This is a genomic window from Flavobacterium endoglycinae (assembly GCF_017352115.1).
GTDB classification, from domain to species: domain Bacteria; phylum Bacteroidota; class Bacteroidia; order Flavobacteriales; family Flavobacteriaceae; genus Flavobacterium; species Flavobacterium endoglycinae.
The window spans coordinates 1,759,309-1,778,275 of record NZ_CP071448.1; the positions used below are offsets into that span (position 1 = coordinate 1,759,309).

Annotated in this window: 18 protein-coding genes and 1 riboswitch; of the genes, 17 read left to right on the forward strand and 1 reads right to left on the reverse strand. The window is 34.6% G+C overall.

All coding sequences use genetic code 11. The annotated features are described in order from the left end of the window. Window positions 1-41: 41 nt before the first annotated feature. The 6 genes from J0383_RS07540 (at window position 42) to tsf (ending at window position 4,716) form a co-directional block, all read left to right on the forward strand. Window positions 42-788 (forward strand): ferritin-like domain-containing protein, encoded by a 747-nt coding sequence (locus J0383_RS07540; RefSeq protein ID WP_207297804.1) that lies wholly within the window; start codon window positions 42-44, stop codon window positions 786-788. A 25-nt stretch (window positions 789-813) separates the two neighbouring features. After that, window positions 814-1,626: a ferritin-like domain-containing protein gene (locus J0383_RS07545; RefSeq protein ID WP_207297805.1), complete on the forward strand. Its 813-nt coding sequence runs from the start codon at window positions 814-816 to the stop codon at window positions 1,624-1,626. Between the two features lie 197 nt (window positions 1,627-1,823). Continuing rightward, the gene (rplM, locus tag J0383_RS07550; protein WP_207297806.1) at window positions 1,824-2,279 is read left to right on the forward strand and encodes a 50S ribosomal protein L13; all 456 of its coding nucleotides are present in this window, start codon (window positions 1,824-1,826) and stop codon (window positions 2,277-2,279) included. Further along, window positions 2,279-2,665 (forward strand): 30S ribosomal protein S9, encoded by a 387-nt coding sequence (gene rpsI, locus J0383_RS07555; protein ID WP_012023687.1) that lies wholly within the window; start codon window positions 2,279-2,281, stop codon window positions 2,663-2,665. Before rplM ends, rpsI begins: the two co-directional genes overlap by 1 nt. A gap of 176 nt (window positions 2,666-2,841) precedes the next feature. Continuing rightward, window positions 2,842-3,612, forward strand: a complete 771-nt coding sequence (rpsB, locus tag J0383_RS07560; protein WP_008466790.1) for a 30S ribosomal protein S2 — start codon at window positions 2,842-2,844, stop codon at window positions 3,610-3,612. Window positions 3,613-3,753: 141 nt separating this feature from the next. Continuing rightward, window positions 3,754-4,716 (forward strand): translation elongation factor Ts, encoded by a 963-nt coding sequence (gene tsf / locus J0383_RS07565; protein WP_207297807.1) that lies wholly within the window; start codon window positions 3,754-3,756, stop codon window positions 4,714-4,716. 63 nt (window positions 4,717-4,779) lie between these two features. Here tsf and J0383_RS07570 read toward each other — a convergent pair whose 3' ends face one another. Beyond that, window positions 4,780-6,864, reverse strand: coding sequence for a M3 family metallopeptidase (locus J0383_RS07570; RefSeq protein ID WP_207297808.1), 2,085 nt, complete (start codon window positions 6,862-6,864; stop codon window positions 4,780-4,782). Between the two features lie 119 nt (window positions 6,865-6,983). Between J0383_RS07570 and J0383_RS07575 the strand changes: the two genes are divergently transcribed. From J0383_RS07575 to thiH, 11 genes are all read left to right on the forward strand, one after another. Then, window positions 6,984-10,667, forward strand: a complete 3,684-nt coding sequence (locus J0383_RS07575) for a TraB/GumN family protein (protein WP_207297809.1) — start codon at window positions 6,984-6,986, stop codon at window positions 10,665-10,667. A gap of 45 nt (window positions 10,668-10,712) precedes the next feature. Continuing rightward, window positions 10,713-11,393: a queuosine precursor transporter gene (locus tag J0383_RS07580; protein WP_207297810.1), complete on the forward strand. Its 681-nt coding sequence runs from the start codon at window positions 10,713-10,715 to the stop codon at window positions 11,391-11,393. Further along, entirely contained in the window at window positions 11,390-12,013 is a 624-nt protein-coding gene (locus J0383_RS07585; RefSeq protein ID WP_207297811.1) for a hypothetical protein, read from the forward strand. The genes J0383_RS07580 and J0383_RS07585 overlap by 4 nt, the downstream gene beginning before the upstream one ends. Continuing rightward, window positions 12,013-12,576 (forward strand): DNA-3-methyladenine glycosylase I, encoded by a 564-nt coding sequence (locus J0383_RS07590; protein ID WP_207298662.1) that lies wholly within the window; start codon window positions 12,013-12,015, stop codon window positions 12,574-12,576. Before J0383_RS07585 ends, J0383_RS07590 begins: the two co-directional genes overlap by 1 nt. A 100-nt stretch (window positions 12,577-12,676) precedes the next feature. Continuing rightward, window positions 12,677-12,774, forward strand: a riboswitch (TPP riboswitch). Between the two features lie 66 nt (window positions 12,775-12,840). Continuing rightward, window positions 12,841-13,047 (forward strand): sulfur carrier protein ThiS, encoded by a 207-nt coding sequence (gene thiS, locus J0383_RS07595; RefSeq protein WP_207297812.1) that lies wholly within the window; start codon window positions 12,841-12,843, stop codon window positions 13,045-13,047. Between the two features lie 116 nt (window positions 13,048-13,163). Beyond that, complete coding sequence (gene thiC / locus J0383_RS07600) at window positions 13,164-14,987, forward strand: phosphomethylpyrimidine synthase ThiC (RefSeq protein WP_207297813.1); 1,824 nt, start codon at window positions 13,164-13,166, stop codon at window positions 14,985-14,987. A 30-nt stretch (window positions 14,988-15,017) separates the two neighbouring features. Further along, window positions 15,018-15,629, forward strand: a complete 612-nt coding sequence (locus tag J0383_RS07605; RefSeq protein WP_207297814.1) for a thiamine phosphate synthase — start codon at window positions 15,018-15,020, stop codon at window positions 15,627-15,629. Beyond that, entirely contained in the window at window positions 15,587-16,327 is a 741-nt protein-coding gene (locus J0383_RS07610; protein ID WP_207297815.1) for a hydroxymethylpyrimidine/phosphomethylpyrimidine kinase, read from the forward strand. The genes J0383_RS07605 and J0383_RS07610 overlap by 43 nt, the downstream gene beginning before the upstream one ends. Beyond that, window positions 16,320-16,958, forward strand: a complete 639-nt coding sequence (locus tag J0383_RS07615) for a thiamine phosphate synthase (RefSeq protein WP_207297816.1) — start codon at window positions 16,320-16,322, stop codon at window positions 16,956-16,958. Before J0383_RS07610 ends, J0383_RS07615 begins: the two co-directional genes overlap by 8 nt. Then, window positions 16,939-17,715 (forward strand): thiazole synthase, encoded by a 777-nt coding sequence (locus J0383_RS07620; RefSeq protein WP_317196739.1) that lies wholly within the window; start codon window positions 16,939-16,941, stop codon window positions 17,713-17,715. The genes J0383_RS07615 and J0383_RS07620 overlap by 20 nt, the downstream gene beginning before the upstream one ends. A gap of 136 nt (window positions 17,716-17,851) precedes the next feature. Continuing rightward, the gene (gene thiH, locus J0383_RS07625) at window positions 17,852-18,964 is read left to right on the forward strand and encodes a 2-iminoacetate synthase ThiH (RefSeq protein WP_207297817.1); all 1,113 of its coding nucleotides are present in this window, start codon (window positions 17,852-17,854) and stop codon (window positions 18,962-18,964) included. Window positions 18,965-18,967 lie beyond the last annotated feature (3 nt).

Below are 18,967 nucleotides of genomic sequence, written 5' to 3' on the forward strand. Positions count from 1 at the left end.
TAATACCTGAATACATGTTATTTAACCTAAAAAACTTGATTATGAAAAACGAAGTTAAGATTCATGAAGTTAACCCTTCACTGGATAGCAGAAGGAGCTTTTTGAAGCTCAGTGGACTAACATTAGTTACTGCAGGTTTGGTTCTGGCTGGCTGCAGCGATAATGATAATGATGATGATATGAAGGACAACTCCTTACCCGGAATAAAAAATGGTATTTTCGACCTTGGCTCTGGTGATTTTGGCGTGCTTACTTACGCTTATGCTTTAGAGCAATTAGAAGCAGACTTTTATACGAAAGTTGTAAATGCCTCAAATTTTAATGCCACATTTAATGATACTGAACGTCAGGTTCTAACCGACTTATACCATCATGAAGTAATCCATAGAGATTTCTTTAAGGCGGCATTAAGCGGAGCGCTTCCAGATCCAAGTTCACAACTGCTTCCTTCTTTAGCCTTTACTTACGGTTCTTTGAATTTCAATAGCCGAACAGAAGTTTTAGCAACCGCAAAAGCCCTCGAAGACACAGGAGTGGCTGCTTATAATGGAGCTGGAAGATTAATTAAAACGCCAGATTATTTAGTACTTGCCGGAAAAATTGTTTCTGTAGAAGCGCGTCACGCTTCTGCCATAAGAAGCTTAATCAATCCTAATTCTAAAGATTTTGCAGGAGATGATATCGTAAGCGCTTCAACAGGATTAGATGTTGCAAAAGATCCTTCTAAAATCCTACCAGTTGCTGCTGGATTTATTACAACAAAATTTACTGCCAATTATCTTCCTTAATATTAACTGCTAAAACTTAGAAATTATGAACATTTTAAAATTTATAGAAACTTTTACGGATGACAGTTTAATGAAAAGTACTGGTTCCCGACGAGACAGTTTTACACAATTTGGAAACATTGGAAAAAATTTAGCATTAGCATCAATCCCTTTTGGTCTTTCAGCTTTGGCCAATAAAGCATTAGCAAAAGATATCACCGCAACTCCCGCAACTCCAATTGGAGCACTTCAATTTGCATTGACCTTAGAATATTTGGAAAATGAATTTTACGCAATGGCATTAGATTCAGGTGTTATTCCAGCATCTGAAAACGGAGGACGTGATTTAAAAGTTTTTCAGCAAATTGCAGCACACGAAGCTGATCACGTTTCATTTTTAATAGCCGGTTTAGGCGGAACCATGAGTGCAAATTTTGTTCCAAAACCAACTTTTGACTTTACTGTTGGCGGTGCATTTGATCCTTTTAATGACTATCCAACCTTTTTAGCATTGGCCCAAGCTTTTGAAGATACAGGCGTTAGAGCTTATAAAGGTCAGGCAGCAAACCTAATGTCTACACCTGATTTACTTACAGCGGCATTACAAATCCACTCTGTCGAAGCCCGTCATGCTTCTGAAGTACGACGCCTGCGCGGCTTAAAAGGATGGATCTCTAATGCCGAAAGAGGAGCCGGAATGCCTTCGGCAACACAGGCAGTATACGACGGAGAAGGAATTACAATACAGGCAGGTTTCAATACCGCAGCCGCATTTGGAGCTGCCGCAGGGTCAGAAGCTTACGACGAGCCGCTTACGACACAACAAGTGGTAGATATCGCTAATATATTTATAGTATAATTACACGAAATAATTCAAAAAAGCAGCGCACCTTTGCACCAAAATGCAAAGGTGCTTTTTTTATGCTTTTAAATAAAAAACTGAGAGCCTGATTTTCAGTATTTAAAATATTCTTTTCAGGTATTTGGTTTTAAAATAATTAATTGTACTTTTGCATCCCCTTTATTGGGGATGGAATGTTTAATTAAAATAATATTATGGACGCATTAAGCTACAAAACAGTTTCAGCAAATAAAGCCACTATAACTAAAGAGTGGATTGTTGTTGACGCTGAAGGTCATAACTTAGGACGTCTTGCTTCAAAGGTTGCTATGATCTTAAGAGGTAAGTACAAGCCAAGTTACACACCGCACGTTGACTGTGGAGATAACGTAATTGTTATCAACTCAGAAAAAATTAACCTTACAGGTACAAAATTGAATGACAAAATTTACATGCGTCATACAGGTTACCCAGGAGGACAAAGAACTTTAACTGCTAAAGTATTGCAAGCTAAAAATCCAGCTGCATTAGTAGAAAAAGCTGTAAAAGGTATGTTACCTAAAAACAAATTAGGTGCTGAACTTTTTAGAAATCTAAATGTTGTTGTAGGAGCTGAGCACAAACACGGAGCTCAAAAACCTAGAACTGTTAACCTAAATGATCTTAAGTAATGGGAGTTATTCACAAAATCGGTAGAAGAAAAACCGCTGTTGCACGTGTTTACGTTTCTGAAGGAACTGGAAACATCACTGTAAACAAAAAAGAATTCGCAACTTACTTTCCAACTGCAACTTTACAATACAAAGTTTTACAACCATTGTCTATGACAGAAAACGTAAACAACTTTGACGTAAAAGTAAACGTTTACGGAGGTGGTACAACTGGTCAGGCAGAAGCTGTAAGAATGGCATTAGCACGCGTAATGTGTGAAGTTAACGCTGAAAACAGAGGAATCCTTAAACCAGAAGGTTTATTAACAAGAGACCCTAGAATGGTTGAACGTAAGAAATTCGGTCAGAAGAAAGCTCGTAAGAGATTCCAGTTCTCTAAACGTTAATATTACCTGTCTTGTTCAAATGGGACAAGACATTATCAATTATTTATTGAAATTAAAAAACACAGTTATTGTTGCTCTCCTATCGAGGTAGGATATAGTTTAGCATCTAAATGCATGAAGCCAGAGAAATCGCCATTCATACATTGCTAATCAACAGAACGTAAACTAGTACAAAAATGGCAAACAAAATAGAAGTAAAAGAATTACTAGAAGCAGGTGTTCACTTCGGACACATGACTAGAAAATGGGATCCAAACATGGCTCCTTACATTTATATGGAGCGTAATGGTATTCACATTATCAATCTATATAAAACTGCAGCTAAAATTGAAGAAGCTAACGAAGCTTTGAAAAAAATCGCTGCATCAGGTAGAAAAATTTTATTCGTAGCTACCAAAAAACAAGCAAAAGACATCGTTGCTGATAAAGCAAAAGCTGCAAACATGCCTTACATCACTGAAAGATGGCCAGGTGGAATGTTGACTAACTTCGTAACTATCAGAAAGGCAGTTAAAAAAATGTCTTCTATTGATAAAATGAAGAAAGATGGTACTTTCAACACTTTATCTAAAAAAGAGCGTTTACAAGTGGATCGTCTACGTGCTAAATTAGAGAAAAACTTAGGTTCAATTGCTGATATGTCTAGACTACCTGCAGCATTGTTCGTAGTAGATATCAAAGCTGAACACATCGCAATAAAAGAAGCTCAAAAATTAAACATTCCAGTTTTCGCAATGGTTGATACGAATTCTGACCCAAGAGAGGTTGATTACGTGATTCCTGCAAATGATGACGCTTCTAAATCAATTGACAAAATTTTATCTTTAGTGACTACTGCAGTAATCGAAGGTCTTTCTGACAGAGGTGCTGAAAAAGAAGTTGAAGCTGCTGAAGAAGCTCCCGCTGTTGAAGCTGAAGCTGCTCCTGCAACTGAAACTGAAGAATAAATCAAATCTTAAATTCCAAATTTTAAATTCCAAAGTCCAAAACAAAATTAAAAACGTTATGTTGATAATTTATTAAAATTGGAGTTTGGGATTTAAAAGATGGAATTTTTTACTTTTAAACACATTAAAACTTAAAATATTATGGCAACAATTACTGCTGCAGACGTAAATAAATTAAGACAATCTACAGGTGCCGGAATGATGGACTGTAAAAAAGCTTTAGTTGAAGCTGAAGGAGATTTCGATAAAGCGATCCAAATCCTTAGAGAAAAAGGACAAAAAGTTGCTGCTAACCGTTCTGACCGTGAGTCTTCTGAAGGAGCTGCTGTTTCTTTTATCAATGCTGACCACACTAAAGGAGCTATCATCACTTTAAACTGCGAAACTGACTTCGTAGGTAAAAATGAAGCTTTCGTAACTTTAGCTAAAGATTTAGTTGAAAGAGCTATCAACTTCTCTTCTAAAGAAGAATTATTAGCTTCTGATTTCAACGGAATTACAGTTGCTGAAAAATTAATCGAGCAAACTGGAGTTATCGGTGAAAAAATCGAAATCGGTGGTTTCGAAATTTTAGAAGGCGCTTACGTTGGATCTTATGTTCACGTTAATAAAATTGCTGCTTTAACTGCAATTTCTGCTCCAGTTGCTAATGCTGAAGCTTTAACAAAAGATATCTCTATGCAAGTTGCTTCTATGGGAGCTGACACATTATCTTACAAAGATTTTGATCCTGCTTTCGTTGAATCTGAACTTGCTGCTCGTATTGCTGTAATCGAAAAAGACAATGAAGAAGCAAAACGTTTAGGAAAAACTTTAAAAAATGTTCCTAAATACATCTCTTTCTCTCAATTAACTCCAGAAGTTATCAAACAAGCTGAAGAAGATGCTAAAGCTGAATTAAAAGCTGAAGGAAAACCAGAGCAAATCTGGGACAAAATCCTTCCAGGAAAAGTTCAACGTTTTATCTCTGATAACACTACTTTAGATCAAGAAAAAGCTTTACTTGATCAAAACTTCATCAAAGATGACAGTAAAAAAGTTGGTGATTACGTAAAAGGATTCAATGTTGAAATCACAGGTTTCAAAAGAGTTACTTTAGGTTAATATATTATTTTTTCAATATTAAAAAGCCCGAATATTCAGTTATTCGGGCTTTTTTTATTTCTATTAACTTTCCACTGGAAAATTTCTTGCTCGCATCAACGCGTCAGAATTGGGAGCGTGTCCTCTAAAATTCTCATACATTTCTTCGTTATCAATCGTGTTACCAACACTTAAAACTGTTTTATAAAGACGTTCAGAAATATTTTTATCAAATGGTCCGCCAGCTTCCAGAAAAGCTTCATAAGCATCTGCATTAATGACATCTGCCCATAAATAACTGTAATATCCAGCTGCATATCCGTCACTTGAAAATATATGTGCAAACTGAGGAATTCTGTGGCGCATCACAATTTCTGAAGGCATATTAATTTCACTTAAAACTTTCTTTTCAAATTCATGCGGATCGATAGTTTCTGTTGTTAAATGCAGTTTCATATCAACAAATGAACTTGAAATCGTTTCTACAGTTGCAAAACCTTCATTAAAATTGGCTGCCAGAGCTATTCTCTCTACCAAAGACTGAGACAATGGTTCATTTGTTTTATAATGAAGTGCAAACTTATTTAAAACCTCTGGAGTTGCCAGCCAATGTTCTAATAATTGCGAAGGAAACTCTACATAATCTCTAGCCACTGAAGTTCCTGAAAGACTAGGATACATTACATTTGAACATAATCCGTGAAGTGCGTGACCAAATTCATGAAATAAAGTTGTGGCATCATCCCATGAAATTAAAACCGGTTCATCGCTGTTTCCTTTTATAAAATTGCAGTTGTTCGATACAATTGGAAGCACTTTTCCTTTAATTTTCTGCTGATCGCGATGCGAATTCATCCAAGCTCCAGAACGCTTTCCAACACGCGCATATGGATCAAAATACCACAACCCAATTGGCTCTCCAGTCAATTTATTATTTACTTCCCAAACACGAACATCTTGATGATAGACCGGAACATCAAATAATTGTTTAAATCCTAAATCGAACAACTCGCCTGCTGTCCAGAACATTCCTTCTCTTAAATTTTCTAATTGCAGATATTGTTTGATTTCGTTTTGGTCTAAATCGTATTTCGCTTTACGCACTTTTTCGGCATAATAACGATAATCCCAAGGCTGAATTTTAAAATTTCCTCCCGCTGCCTCTACCATTTCCTGCATAGCCAAAACATCATTTTTGACTTTATCAACAGCAGGTTTCCATACTGAATGCATCAAATCCAATGTTTTCTGTGGATCTTTTGCCATTTTATTAGACAAACTCCACTCTGCAAAATTAGTAAAGCCTAAAATTTTTGCCTTTTCTGCCCTTAATTTCAAAATAGACACCAATGTTTCATTTGTATCATTTTCGTTCTTATTATCACCTCTTTTTACAAAAATATCAAATGCTTTTTCTCTTAAATTTCTTTGATCAGAAAACGTCAAAAAGGGTTCAATCGAAGATCTTGTATTTCCAATACAACCTAAAACATCTAAGTTTCTTTCTTTAGCTTCGGCAATTGCAGCATTTTTAAATTCATCGGGCAAACCATCAAAATCGGCTTCTGTTTTTAATTCTAAAAATTGGCCGTTTTCTTCTGCTAATAATTTTTGGCTGAAAAGCGTAAAAAGTCCTGCAAGTTCTTGATTAATTTTTGCAACTTTCTTTTTATCATCTGCATTTAGCTCTGCTCCTTCTCTCACAAAATCAGAATAATATACCCAAAGCAGACGCTGTTGTTCCTTCGTTAGTTTTTTACTTTCATCTGATTTATATAACGTTTCAATTCTAGAAAAAAGTTTTTCATTCTGATATAATTTATCGCTTATTTCCGCCAGTTTAGGAGACATTTCTGTATCGACAACATTGAATTCAGGAGTACTTAAATTAGAACGATAAATTCCGTAAACCGCATGAATTCGATCCAGTTTTTCTCCTGAAAGCTCCAAAGCCGTAATTGTATTTTCAAATGTTGGTTCTTCAGGATTATTGGCAATTGTATCCAATTCAGTCAGTTTTTCCTGAATCGCAGATTCAATTGCGGGTTTAAAATCAGAAATTTTATATTTTGTAAAATCCGGAACACCTCCGTAAGGACCAGACCATTCTTTTAACAGTGGATTTTCAGCATTACTATCTCCAACTGCTGCTAATTTTTCTTTATTCATGACCAAAATAACATTGTCTTTCTGTTTGTACTATTTTTTTTAAATAACTGAATCAGTTCTACACTCAAAAATACCTAAAAATTCTATATTTGTTTATCAAAAACATTAAACTTACATCCTTGAAAAAGTTACTTTTAATAACCATCTTCATTACCTCATTTGTCTATTCACAAAATAAAAGTTTATTCTGGGAAATATCGGGAAACGGTCTGGCAAAAAAATCCTATTTATATGGCACTATGCACGTAAATGAGAGGGTTTCTTTTCATTTGTCGGATTCTTTTTTCAACAATCTGCTGGCATCTGATATTGTGGCAAATGAAAGCAATCCAGAAACTTGGAGCGACTTGAATGATATTATAAAAAATAACGAAACCAATTATAATCGATACAATAAACTGTATTCGGAGTTTTATTTATTCCCTGTGAGCAAAGAAAATATTAAAAGTATTTTCGAAAATGACAATGAAAAATACTTCAGAAATATGCTTTCTGGTGTAGAAGGAAATCAGGCTGATTTTCAAGAAAACACTGTTCTTGATATGTTTATTTTTCAAACGGGAAAAAAATACAAGAAAAAAATTGCAGGTCTTGAAGATGCCAAACAATCTATGATTTCTATTTTAAATATCATGGACAAAGATGCCATGCCAAAGGATGAAAATAAAATTCCTTTGATGAAAATATTGAAAAACAGAAATTTAGATGACGTCTTAAAAGAATATTACCGCGAGAAAGACATCGTTATGCTGGATTCAATCTATAAACTGATATTTTCCAAAAAAGCCCACGATGCTCTTATTATCAACCGTAATAAAGTAATGACAAGAAGTATTGACTCTATTGCCAAAACCGGAAGTTTATTTTCGGCAGTTGGAGCGGCGCATCTTGCTGGAAGCGAAGGAATAATTGAACTTTTAAGAAAAAAAGGATACACGGTAAATCCAATTATCGATGTTTTTACCGAAGCTGGAAAAAATAAAAAGAAAACCATAGAAGCTTATTTTCCAAATCCTACCTTCATTGCTGCATCTACTAGAGACAAAATGATACAATTACCGCTTTACAAAGCTGTTATTGAGGAAAAGCAAAATCTAGGATCACCAGATTTTACAAACGGAGCAGCAATCACCATCAAAAGAATGCCTTTAAATTATTTTTTAAAGAATAATGAGACGGCTTATAATGCCAAATCGTTAGACAGTTTGTTTTTTGAAAAAATTGCAGGAGATATTCTCGAAAAGAAATACTTTGAACAAGCCAGTTATTCTGGATACGATATAAAAAACGTTACAAAAACGGGAAACGCACAGCACTCAAAATTTATCGTTACACCACTTGAAATTATTTCGATTTTAATGACAGGTCCTGCAAATTATGTTCGCCAGTATGAAAATGACGTTTATGAAAACATCAAAGTAAAATCTTTTAAAAACGAATGGGAGAAAATAAAACCTTTAAAAGGCGGTTTTGAAACCGAAATTCCTTCCTTTAATCTTGTTTTTGGAAACATTCCAGAAAAAGGAAATGATATTGAAATTCAAGCGTATGATAATCAGGAAAAAGGATATTATTTTCTGAAAGAAAAAACATTAAGCAATACGGATGTTTTAGAAGATTCTGAATACGAACAGAAACAAATTCATTTTCAATTCTATTTACAACAAGATCAAGATTCGACAAACGTTCGATACAATAAAGCCGAAAATACACTTGTTTCTTCTTCAAAAATTGGAAATCGAAACATGAAACTAAAAACTGTTATTTCTGGAAGTAAATACTACTTACTAGGCACTGTAAATGCATCTGAAACAAATACAAATCGTTTCTTTAATTCATTTACCATCGCTCCATTTACTTATAAAGCAAAAACAAGAGTTTACACCGATTCGACTGCAAACTATAAAGTAGAAATTCCCGAAAAAGAAAATGAAAGTCTGTTTTGGAATTTAAAAAAGACCGATACTGATTCGAAAAACACTTTTACAGAAACTTATAAATTTCAGTCGTTCAATTCTGAAACTGGAGATAAAATTGGTTTGGTTTATTATAAATATCCTAAATACGAACACACTCTTTCTATCGATTCTATCCAGAAAAACCTCAAAAAGGATTTTCTAAAACAATCCGCTCAAGATTATGTAAGCAACGATTTTGACGACAACTACTATTTTACACCTACTTCTTTATTAAATAGTGCAGTATATTCGAAAATAGGATTCTCAAAATCAAACTGGAACAATCTGTTGGCCGATAAAAAAAATAATTACGATTTTTTATCTTACACTACGAAATACGACAAGACAAACGAATGTTATATTATTGATGCTTTGGTATCTAAACAAAGCAGTACGCAAGCCGTAAAATATAGAGTATTGTATAAAAATAACGCATACTGCACTTTAAGTGCGCTTGTCGATAAAAACTACAAAAACGAAAATCCTTTTATAGAAAAAACCTTCAATTCCTTGGTGTTACTCCAAGACAACAAAAAAGAGTCTGAAGACAAAATCACACTTTTTATGGAAGACGCTGGAAGTAAAAGCGATACCATTCGATCTTCGGCTTTACATGCGGTACACAATCTTGATATTACGCCAAATGATTTTGAAAAAGTTACTAACTTCATTAATACATTCAATTTTAAAGAAAGTGAAACCTATGTTAAAACCGCTCTAATTGAAAAAATCGGCGAATTAAAAGATGAAAGAGTTATTCCGTTTTTAGAGAATTATTATAAAAAAGAAAATACTAAGACTGAAGTTCAGGTTAGTATTTTAAGAGCACTTTCAAAACAAAAATCAAAAGCGGCTTATAAAAAAATCAATGAGTTATTAGATTATGATCTGCCAATTCCAGACAATCAATTTGATATACGAATGCTGTTTTCTGCCTTTGAAAGCGATGCTGAAAATAGCAAAGAACTCTTTCCTGAAATTTTTCAGTATTACAGCATCAAAGAATATCAAAATCCAGTTATAAGTTTCAGTAATTTATTATTAGAGAAGAAATTAATTTCAATCAAAAAATTAAAAACCTTCAAAAAAATAATCGTTACCAATACAAAACTCGAATACAAAAGAGCTTTGAGCTGGAACCAAAAAAACAAACCCGCTGAAGATGAAACCGACAGCGAAGAAGTAAAATCTGTATATCTAAACAATTATTCAGAATCGTTTTCTGACTTGGTTAATTATACCACGCTGGTGTACAATTATGCGGATGATAGTGCTGTAAAAGATCTCCTTAAAAAAATAAAAAAGCTGGACAATCTAGCCGTAAATACTGAATTGGTTAGACTTGGAATTACACACAACAATCTAACAGATTCAGAAATCAATGATTATTTAAAAGATCCTAAAACTCAGTTTGCAACAATTAACTTGTTACTGAACAATAATAAAAAAGATTTAGTAAATTTTACCGACGAAGAAATTTCGAAAGCAGCCGTAATCAACTTTCAAAACTTGGTAAGCAAGGATTCAATTAATTTATTAAACAAAAAAATCATTGAAAAAAATGGTCAGCAAATCTCCCTTTTCTTCTATAAAATCAAAAAGAAAAATGCAGAAGCTGGTTCGCTGAAAAGTCCGCTTTACACAATTGGTTTTATAAATAAAAATGGAAAAATAGATCCTCTTGCGTATACTATTATCAACTCTAAACAAGTGAATGATGACGAGGAAATTCTGGAGAAAAAGTACGATCTTATCGTAAGCGAATTTTTGAATGCAGAACATTTAAGAGCTAGTTTTTCGAAACAAAAAGACGAAGAAGAATCTTTTTATGATGAGGAATATTAAATTTGTAAAACTATTTCGAGACTTAAAATAAACCTTTAAAAACATATGTTTAAAACCCGAAAAGAAATCGTCTTTGTAATCTTGGCTGGAATTTTTATAACCAACGCCGTTGTTGCCGAACTTATAGGTGGAAAATTAATTCAGATTGGTCCTTTTGTAATGAGTATAGGAATTCTGCCCTGGCCAATTGTTTTTTTAACAACCGATTTAATCAATGAATATTTTGGAGAAAAAGGCGTTAAAAAACTTTCTTTTATAACTGCCTGTCTTATTGCATACGCATTTCTAATCCTTTTTATGGCCATTACAATTCCGGCTGCCAAAGGAATAAGTCCTGTTAATGACGAACAGTTCGAAGCCGTTTTTGGACAAAGTATGTGGATTATTGTAGGGAGTATAATCGCCTTTATGGTTTCGCAATTAATAGATGTGAGTGTTTTTTGGTTTTTCAGAAATCGTACTGGACATAAAAAAATATGGTTAAGAACCACCGGCTCTACAGTCATTTCCCAATTATTTGATTCGTTTATTGTGCTTGGAATTGCATTTTGGCTTCCAGGAAAAATTGATTTTGATACTTTTATCTCATCTGGTTTAATTGGATATGTTTTTAAACTATCAATTGCCATTTTATTGACTCCGGCGATTTATTTAGGACATCATTTAATTAAAAAATATTTGGAAAAAGACGATCTCGACAAAAAACAGGAAGGTTCACAAGAATGAAAACTTACAAAACATTTCTTTTAGCGATCGTTTTAAGCTTTGCAAGTTGTTCTAAAGATATCAAAAAGCAAATATTGGAAGTCACCGATAAGATTTCAAACAAAATAGAAAGTATTTCAGAAAGTACTGTCGAAACCGTAAAAGAATATAAAAATTCAATTGTAGACAAAATCACTACAACCGAGGTTTCTGCTGAAAATAAAGAAACCGTAAACGATACTATCGCAGAAGAAAAAATTGAAAATGAAAAGTTTATCGGAATTACCCATTTTAAAAAATTCATAGCTGAGTGTAAAACAGGCGAAACCATAACACAAAAAGAACTTATTGAAAACCATAATATTCCAGCTGACGGAATAAAACTCATAAAAAGCATTACCAAAACTGCCGAAGACGAAATTGAAATCAAATGGAAATCAACTTGGTTTATTGAAAGAATTTCGGACGCAAAATTTACCGATGCCAAAATAAAATTCAAGTTCGAAGCCAATAAAATGTATACTTCTGGAAAAGCCATCGGGATCAAATACAAAAAGAAAATCTATACCGATCTCATCATAATTGGCACAAAAGCTTACATACCGAGCGTAAAAGGTTATCACTGGAAAATTGGAAAATGATGGAGGATAAAATAAGATGCGGCTGGTGTACTTCCAGCGATTTATACAAAAAATACCATGATGAAGAATGGGGCGTTCCAGTTTATGACGACCCAACTTTATTCGAATTTTTAATTCTGGAAACTTTTCAAGCTGGATTAAGCTGGATTACTATTTTAAATAAAAGAGAAAATTTTAGAGCTGCTTTTGATCATTTCGATTATAAAAAAATGGCTAATTATTCTGAAGAGAAAATCGAAGAATTAATGCAGAACACAGGTATTATTCGAAACAAACTAAAAATCAAAGCCGCAGTTTCCAATGCTCAGGCTTTTATGAAAGTTCAGGAAGAATTTGGAACTTTCTCCGATTATATTTGGAAATATACTGATGGAAAACCAATTGTAAACCATCTGAAAAATTCAAAAGATGCTCCAGCCACTACGCCGCTTTCAGATGAAATCAGCAAAAATTTAAAAAAACGAGGATTTAAATTTGTTGGTTCAACCGTCATTTACGCACACATGCAAGCCACCGGAATGGTCAATGATCATGTGGAAGATTGCTGGACAAGAACAAAGTAAAAGTTGGTTTCAAGTTTCAGGTTTCACGTTATAACTGCACTCAAAAAAACAACTTGAAACCTAAAACTTGAAACTTTAAACAAAAATTATCTATATTTGCTTCACACTTTAGGGGTGTCTACAAACTTGTAGGCTGAGATTTTACCCTCTGAACCTGATCTAGTTCATACTAGCGTAGGGAAAAGTAAGATGACTTCTGCACGCATTTTTATGCGTTCTTGTAGCCATTCCTAAAGTGTATCTATACACTAAACTCAAAAAGGAATGGAACTAAAAATCAATCAACAAACCAAAAAATTCAATGCCGAATCGCTAAGCGTTCAATCATTGCTCGATCTCGAAATTCCGCACAAACAAAACGGAATAGCCGTTGCTGTCAACAATACCGTTGTTCCAAAAACCAAATGGAACGAATTCTTTGTACGCGAAACTGACGATATTTTGATTATTTCTGCTACCCAAGGTGGTTAAATTTCAATATAAAATTCCAATATAAAAAATCCAAATTCCAAAATTTCACTTTGCGTAGACGCACTTCAGTGCGCCTTTACAACACTCATAACTTATAACTCATAACTTCTTTTCTTATGACAAACGAAGAACAAATATCCAGAACCCCTTTTCCGAATTCTAAAAAAGTATATATCGATGGAGAAATTCATCCGATAAAAGTAGCGATGCGAGAAATTACTTTGAGTGATACTAAACTTTCAAATGGCGGCATTGAGAAAAACCCACCTGTAACTGTTTACGATACTTCGGGCGCTTATACTGATCCAAATATTGAAATTGACATTAGAAAAGGGCTACCTCGTTTAAGAGAAAAATGGATTTTAGACCGAAATGACGTTGAAATCCTAAAGGAAATTACCTCAGATTATGGACAAAGCCGATTAAAAGATGAAAGCTTAAATCACCTTCGTTTTGAATATTTACATCAGCCAAAACGTGCAAAAAAAGGCGCGAACGTTACACAATTGTATTACGCCAAACAAGGAATCATTACTCCAGAAATGGAATATATTGCGATTCGCGAAAACCAGCGTATCGAACTTTTAAATGAACAAACCAAAGCCATGCAATGCCAGCACGGCGGAAACAGTTTTGGTGCAAACACTCCAAAAAACAAAATTACTCCAGAATTTGTTCGTTCTGAAGTCGCTTGCGGAAGAGCCATTATTCCAAACAATATTAACCATCCAGAAAGCGAACCAATGATTGTAGGTCGTAATTTCTTGGTAAAAATAAATGCCAATATCGGAAACAGCGCAGTAACTTCAAGCATTGAAGAAGAAGTTGAAAAAGCCGTTTGGGCTTGCCGCTGGGGAGCTGACACAATTATGGATTTATCTACGGGAAAAAACATTCACGAAACCAGAGAATGGATTATTCGCAACTCTCCTGTTCCAATTGGGACTGTTCCGATTTATCAGGCATTAGAAAAAGTAAAAGGAATTGCTGAAGATTTAACTTGGGAAATTTTCCGCGATACATTGATTGAGCAAGCAGAGCAAGGTGTTTCGTATTTTACAATTCATGCAGGAGTTTTACTTCGATACATTCATTTAACGGCCAATCGTGTCACCGGAATCGTTTCTCGAGGCGGATCGATTATGGCAAAATGGTGTTTATTTCATCATAAAGAAAACTTCTTATACACGCATTTTGAGGAAATCTGCGAAATCATGAAGCAATACGATGTGGCTTTTTCTCTTGGAGATGGTTTACGTCCGGGTTCGATTGCAGATGCAAATGATGCTGCACAATTTGCCGAATTGGAAACTTTAGGCGAATTGACAAAAATTGCTTGGAAACATGATGTTCAAGTTTTTATTGAAGGACCAGGACACGTTCCGATGCACATGATTAAAGAAAACATGGACAAACAATTAGAACATTGTCATGAAGCTCCGTTTTATACTTTAGGCCCTTTAACGACTGATATTGCGCCGGGTTACGATCATATTACATCAGCAATTGGCGCTGCTATGATTGGCTGGTACGGCTGTGCAATGCTATGTTATGTTACGCCAAAAGAACATTTAGGCTTGCCAAACAAAAAAGACGTTAAAGACGGCGTAATCACGTATAAAATTGCGGCTCATGCAGCCGACTTGGCAAAAGGTCATCCGGGCGCGCAATATCGTGATAATGCGTTGAGTAAAGCCCGTTTTGAATTCCGTTGGGAAGATCAGTTTAATTTGGCTTTAGATCCCGATACCGCAAGAGAATTCCATGATGAAACACTTCCTGCCGATGGCGCAAAAGTGGCACATTTCTGTTCGATGTGCGGACCAAAATTCTGCTCTATGAAAATATCTCAGGAAATTCGAGATGTCGCTGCAGCAGAAAAAGGAATGCAGGAGAAATCAGAGGAATTTATTGAACAAGGGAAAGAGATTTATATCTAGAAAATAGAGTATAGAAGAAAGAGAAAAGACATGATAGTAATTACGAATCCTTTTTTTGTTAAAGATGAAATACATATTCTTCATTCTTTATTGGAGGAAGGATTGTCTTTGCTTCATATTCGGAAACCTGATTTTTCTGAATTGGAAATGGCGCAGTTTATTCATCGGATAAAATTGGAATTCCGAGCTAATTTGGTTTTGCATAATCATCATGATTTAGCAGAAGATTTTGGTATTGAACGGTTTCATTTTTCTGAAAAAGAAAGAAAAAGTCTTAATGACCTTCCTGCAAGGTTTTCAAAACCTTGTAGATATCAATATTCAACATCAACACATTCAATTGAAGACTTTAATTCGCTTGAAAATTTCGATTATGCTTTTCTGAGTCCGATTTATAAAAGTATTTCTAAAGAGAATTATTTTCCTGGAAAAGATCTTTTTGAAGCAATAAAATCAAGGACAAATCATCAAACAAAAATGATCGCTTTAGGCGGAATTGATTCAAAAAACATTTTGGAAGTCTTAGAAAAAGGTTTTGATGATGTCGCGCTTTTAGGAAGTATTTGGAAAAATGAAAATCCATTAAAACAATTTAAATTATGTCAACAGATCGCCCTTTCGTACTCACAATCGCAGGTTTAGACCCGTCTGGTGGAGCTGGGATTTTAGCAGATATCAAAACCTTTGAACAACACAAAGTAACTGGTTTTGCGATTTCGACGGCGAATACCATCCAGACTGAAAAGCAGTTTTATGAAATCCAGTGGACAGATTTGAGTTTTGTAATTCGCTCTATTGAAACACTGTTTTTGAATTATAAAATCAGTGCGGTAAAAATTGGAATTGTATCTTCTTTACACGATTTAAACCGAATTGTTTCGACTATAAAACTGCTTTCTCCTTCAACCAAAATGGTTTGGGATCCTGTTTTGAAATCGAGTACAAAATTTGAATTTATGAATATTGAAAATCGTTCTGACTTAACTAAAATATTGTCAAAAATCGATTTGATAACGCCAAACTATCTTGAAGCCGAAATTCTGTTTCCTGATTTTATTTCGAAAGAAAAGGAATTTTCAACGAACATTTTACTAAAAGGCGGACATAATGAAAAAGCTTTAGGAACAGATCGTTTATTTCTAAAAAATGAAGTTTTAGAATTGCTCCCATCAGAGAAAAACTGCTTCGAAAAACACGGTTCGGGCTGTGTGCTTTCTTCTGCAATTGCTTCCAATTTGGCTTTAAATCTAACAATAAAAGAAGCTTGTAAAAACGCTAAAATCTATATCGAAAATTACTTGAGTTCAACAACAACTTTAATCGGATATCACTATGTATAGCAAACTTCAATATATCTCTCAGGGCGAAACGATTGAAAAACAATTGTACAACATTCATCAAGCGCTTGATGCAGGATGCAATTGGGTACAAATGCGTTTTAAAAACCAGTCCGAAAAAGATGCGCTCACTTTAGCGGAAGCGGTAAAACCTTTATGCGAAAAATACACCGCCAATTTTATTGTAAATGACAATTTACATCTTACCAAAGAAATAGATGCTGACGGTGTTCATTTAGGTTTAACCGACACCAAAATCGATGAAGCGAGAACGTTGTTAGGAACCTCAAAAATCATTGGAGGAACTGCGAATACTTTTGAAGACATCGAAAATCACGTTAAAAATGGTTGTGATTATATTGGATTAGGACCTTTTCGCTTTACGGCTACAAAAGAAAAATTAAGTCCTATTTTAGGATTGTTGGGTTATTTTGACATTCTTCAAAAACTCAAAAAAAACAAAATCGAAATTCCTGTTTATGCTATCGGAGGCATCACATTGCAAGATGTGAGTTCGTTAATGGAAACAGGAATTCATGGAATTGCCGTTTCTGGAATCATTACCGAAAGTGATGAGAAAGAAAAATTAATTCAACAAATAAACGAAAAATTATATGCAAACATCATTGTTTAACATAGGAGACAAAACCTTCAAATCCCGCTTGTTTTTGGGAACGGGAAAATTTGGGTCTAATGAAGAAATGGAGCAAGCGATTTTAGCTTCGGAAAGCGAATTGGTTACCGTTGCCTTAAAACGTATCGATCTTGAAACGGATACTGATGCTATTTTATCGCATTTAAAACATCCGAATATCAATTTATTACCCAACACATCAGGAGCACGAAATGCCAAAGAAGCTGTTTTTGCTGCACAATTGGCGTGTGAAGCTTTAGAAACCAATTGGGTAAAACTGGAAATTCACCCAGATCCAAAATATTTAATGCCCGATCCTATTGAAACTTTAAAAGCAACTGAAGAGTTGGCAAAATTGGGTTTTATTGTGCTCCCATACATTCACGCTGATCCTGTTTTATGCAAACATTTGGAAAGTGCTGGAACTTCTGCTGTAATGCCTTTGGGTTCGCCAATTGGAAGCAATAAAGGTTTAAAAACGATCGATTTCTTAGAGATTATTATTGAACAAAGTACCGTTCCGGTTATTGTTGATGCCGGAATTGGAGCGCCGTCTGATGCGGCAAAAGCAATGGAAATTGGTGCTGATGCTGTTTTGGTAAATACTGCAATTGCTGTTGCTGGAAATCCTAGTTTAATGGCTGAGGCTTTTAAAGAAGCGGTTATTGCAGGAAGAAAAGCTTTTGAGGCTAAAGTTGCAAACCAGCAAAATTATGCTTCGGCTTCTAGTCCTTTGACTTCTTTTCTTTACGAATAATTTAACCGCAAAGTCCACAAGGTTTTTTCGCAAAGTTCGCTAAGCTTTGCGAACTTATTATTAATAATTAAGAACTCAAAGCTTAGCGAACTTTGCGTAATTCTTAGCGCTCTTTGCGGTAAAAAAACACAGTAGCATGAAAACATTCAAATCTATTTTCGAGCAATATAATTGGGATGAAATCCAATCTAGAATATATAAAACCACATCAAAAGATGTTGAACGAACTCTGGCTAATAGCAAATACAATCTCGATGATTTTTTGATTCTGATCTCTCCTATTGCTCAAAATTATTTAGAACAAATGGCACAGAAATGCCATGAAATCACCAAGAAACGTTTTGGAAAGACCATTCAAATGTATGCTCCGCTTTATCTGAGCAACGAATGCCAAAACATTTGTACCTATTGCGGCTTTAGCCTAGACAATAAAATCAAAAGAAAAACACTTACTGACGCTGAAATAAAACTTGAAGTCGAAGCTTTAAAAAATACTGGTTTCGATCATGTTTTATTGGTTACGGGCGAGGCAAATTATACCGTAAACATCAACTATTTCCTGAATGCAATTCATTTAATCAGAGAAGATTTCTCGATTATTTCTGTTGAAGTCCAGCCGCTTTCTACCGAAGATTATGAACGTTTGCATGATGCTGGAGTATATTCGGTTTTGGTTTATCAGGAAACATATCATCAGGAAGTTTACAAAAAGTACCATACAAAAGGTAAAAAATCAAATTTTGATTATCGATTGGAAACACCTGACCGAATTGGAACTGCTGGAATTCATAAAATTGGTTTGGGTGTTTTGTTAGGCTTGGAAGATTGGCGAACAGATAGTTTCTTTAATGCGCTACATTTAGATTATTTGCAGAAGAAATATTGGCAGACTAAATATTCGGTTTCTTTTCCGCGTCTTCGCCCTGCTGAAGGCATTATCGAACCGAATTTTATTATGGATGATAAAGATTTAACCCAATTGATTTGCGCTTACCGATTATGGAATGAAGATCTGGAAATTTCAATTTCAACTCGAGAAAATGAAAAATTCAGAAACAACATTATACCAATTGGCGTTACGAGCATGAGCGCGGGTTCTAAAACAAATCCGGGCGGTTATGTAGTTGATCCACAGTCTTTGGAACAATTCGAAATCAGTGATGAACGCTCTGCAGAAGAAATTTCAAAAATCATAAAAAATGCTGGCTATGAACCCGTTTGGAAAGATTGGACAAAAGCTTTTGTTTGAATA

Bases quoted from the DNA above. Each gene is read 5' to 3' on its own strand.
- rplM (WP_207297806.1), top strand. From the start codon at position 1,824: ATGGACGCATTAAGCTACAAAACAGTTTCAGCAAATAAAGCCACTATA.
- thiC (WP_207297813.1), top strand. From the start codon at position 13,164: ATGACAAACGAAGAACAAATATCCAGAACCCCTTTTCCGAATTCTAAA.
- thiH (WP_207297817.1), top strand. From the start codon at position 17,852: ATGAAAACATTCAAATCTATTTTCGAGCAATATAATTGGGATGAAATC.
- J0383_RS07570 (WP_207297808.1), bottom strand. From the start codon at position 6,864: ATGAATAAAGAAAAATTAGCAGCAGTTGGAGATAGTAATGCTGAAAAT.
- J0383_RS07615 (WP_207297816.1), top strand. From the start codon at position 16,320: ATGTATAGCAAACTTCAATATATCTCTCAGGGCGAAACGATTGAAAAA.
- J0383_RS07540 (WP_207297804.1), top strand. From the start codon at position 42: ATGAAAAACGAAGTTAAGATTCATGAAGTTAACCCTTCACTGGATAGC.
- J0383_RS07620 (WP_317196739.1), top strand. From the start codon at position 16,939: ATGCAAACATCATTGTTTAACATAGGAGACAAAACCTTCAAATCCCGC.
- J0383_RS07580 (WP_207297810.1), top strand. From the start codon at position 10,713: ATGTTTAAAACCCGAAAAGAAATCGTCTTTGTAATCTTGGCTGGAATT.
- tsf (WP_207297807.1), top strand. From the start codon at position 3,754: ATGGCAACAATTACTGCTGCAGACGTAAATAAATTAAGACAATCTACA.
- J0383_RS07610 (WP_207297815.1), top strand. From the start codon at position 15,587: ATGTCAACAGATCGCCCTTTCGTACTCACAATCGCAGGTTTAGACCCG.
- J0383_RS07605 (WP_207297814.1), top strand. From the start codon at position 15,018: ATGATAGTAATTACGAATCCTTTTTTTGTTAAAGATGAAATACATATT.
- J0383_RS07545 (WP_207297805.1), top strand. From the start codon at position 814: ATGAACATTTTAAAATTTATAGAAACTTTTACGGATGACAGTTTAATG.
- J0383_RS07585 (WP_207297811.1), top strand. From the start codon at position 11,390: ATGAAAACTTACAAAACATTTCTTTTAGCGATCGTTTTAAGCTTTGCA.
- rpsI (WP_012023687.1), top strand. From the start codon at position 2,279: ATGGGAGTTATTCACAAAATCGGTAGAAGAAAAACCGCTGTTGCACGT.
- thiS (WP_207297812.1), top strand. From the start codon at position 12,841: ATGGAACTAAAAATCAATCAACAAACCAAAAAATTCAATGCCGAATCG.
- J0383_RS07590 (WP_207298662.1), top strand. From the start codon at position 12,013: ATGGAGGATAAAATAAGATGCGGCTGGTGTACTTCCAGCGATTTATAC.
- rpsB (WP_008466790.1), top strand. From the start codon at position 2,842: ATGGCAAACAAAATAGAAGTAAAAGAATTACTAGAAGCAGGTGTTCAC.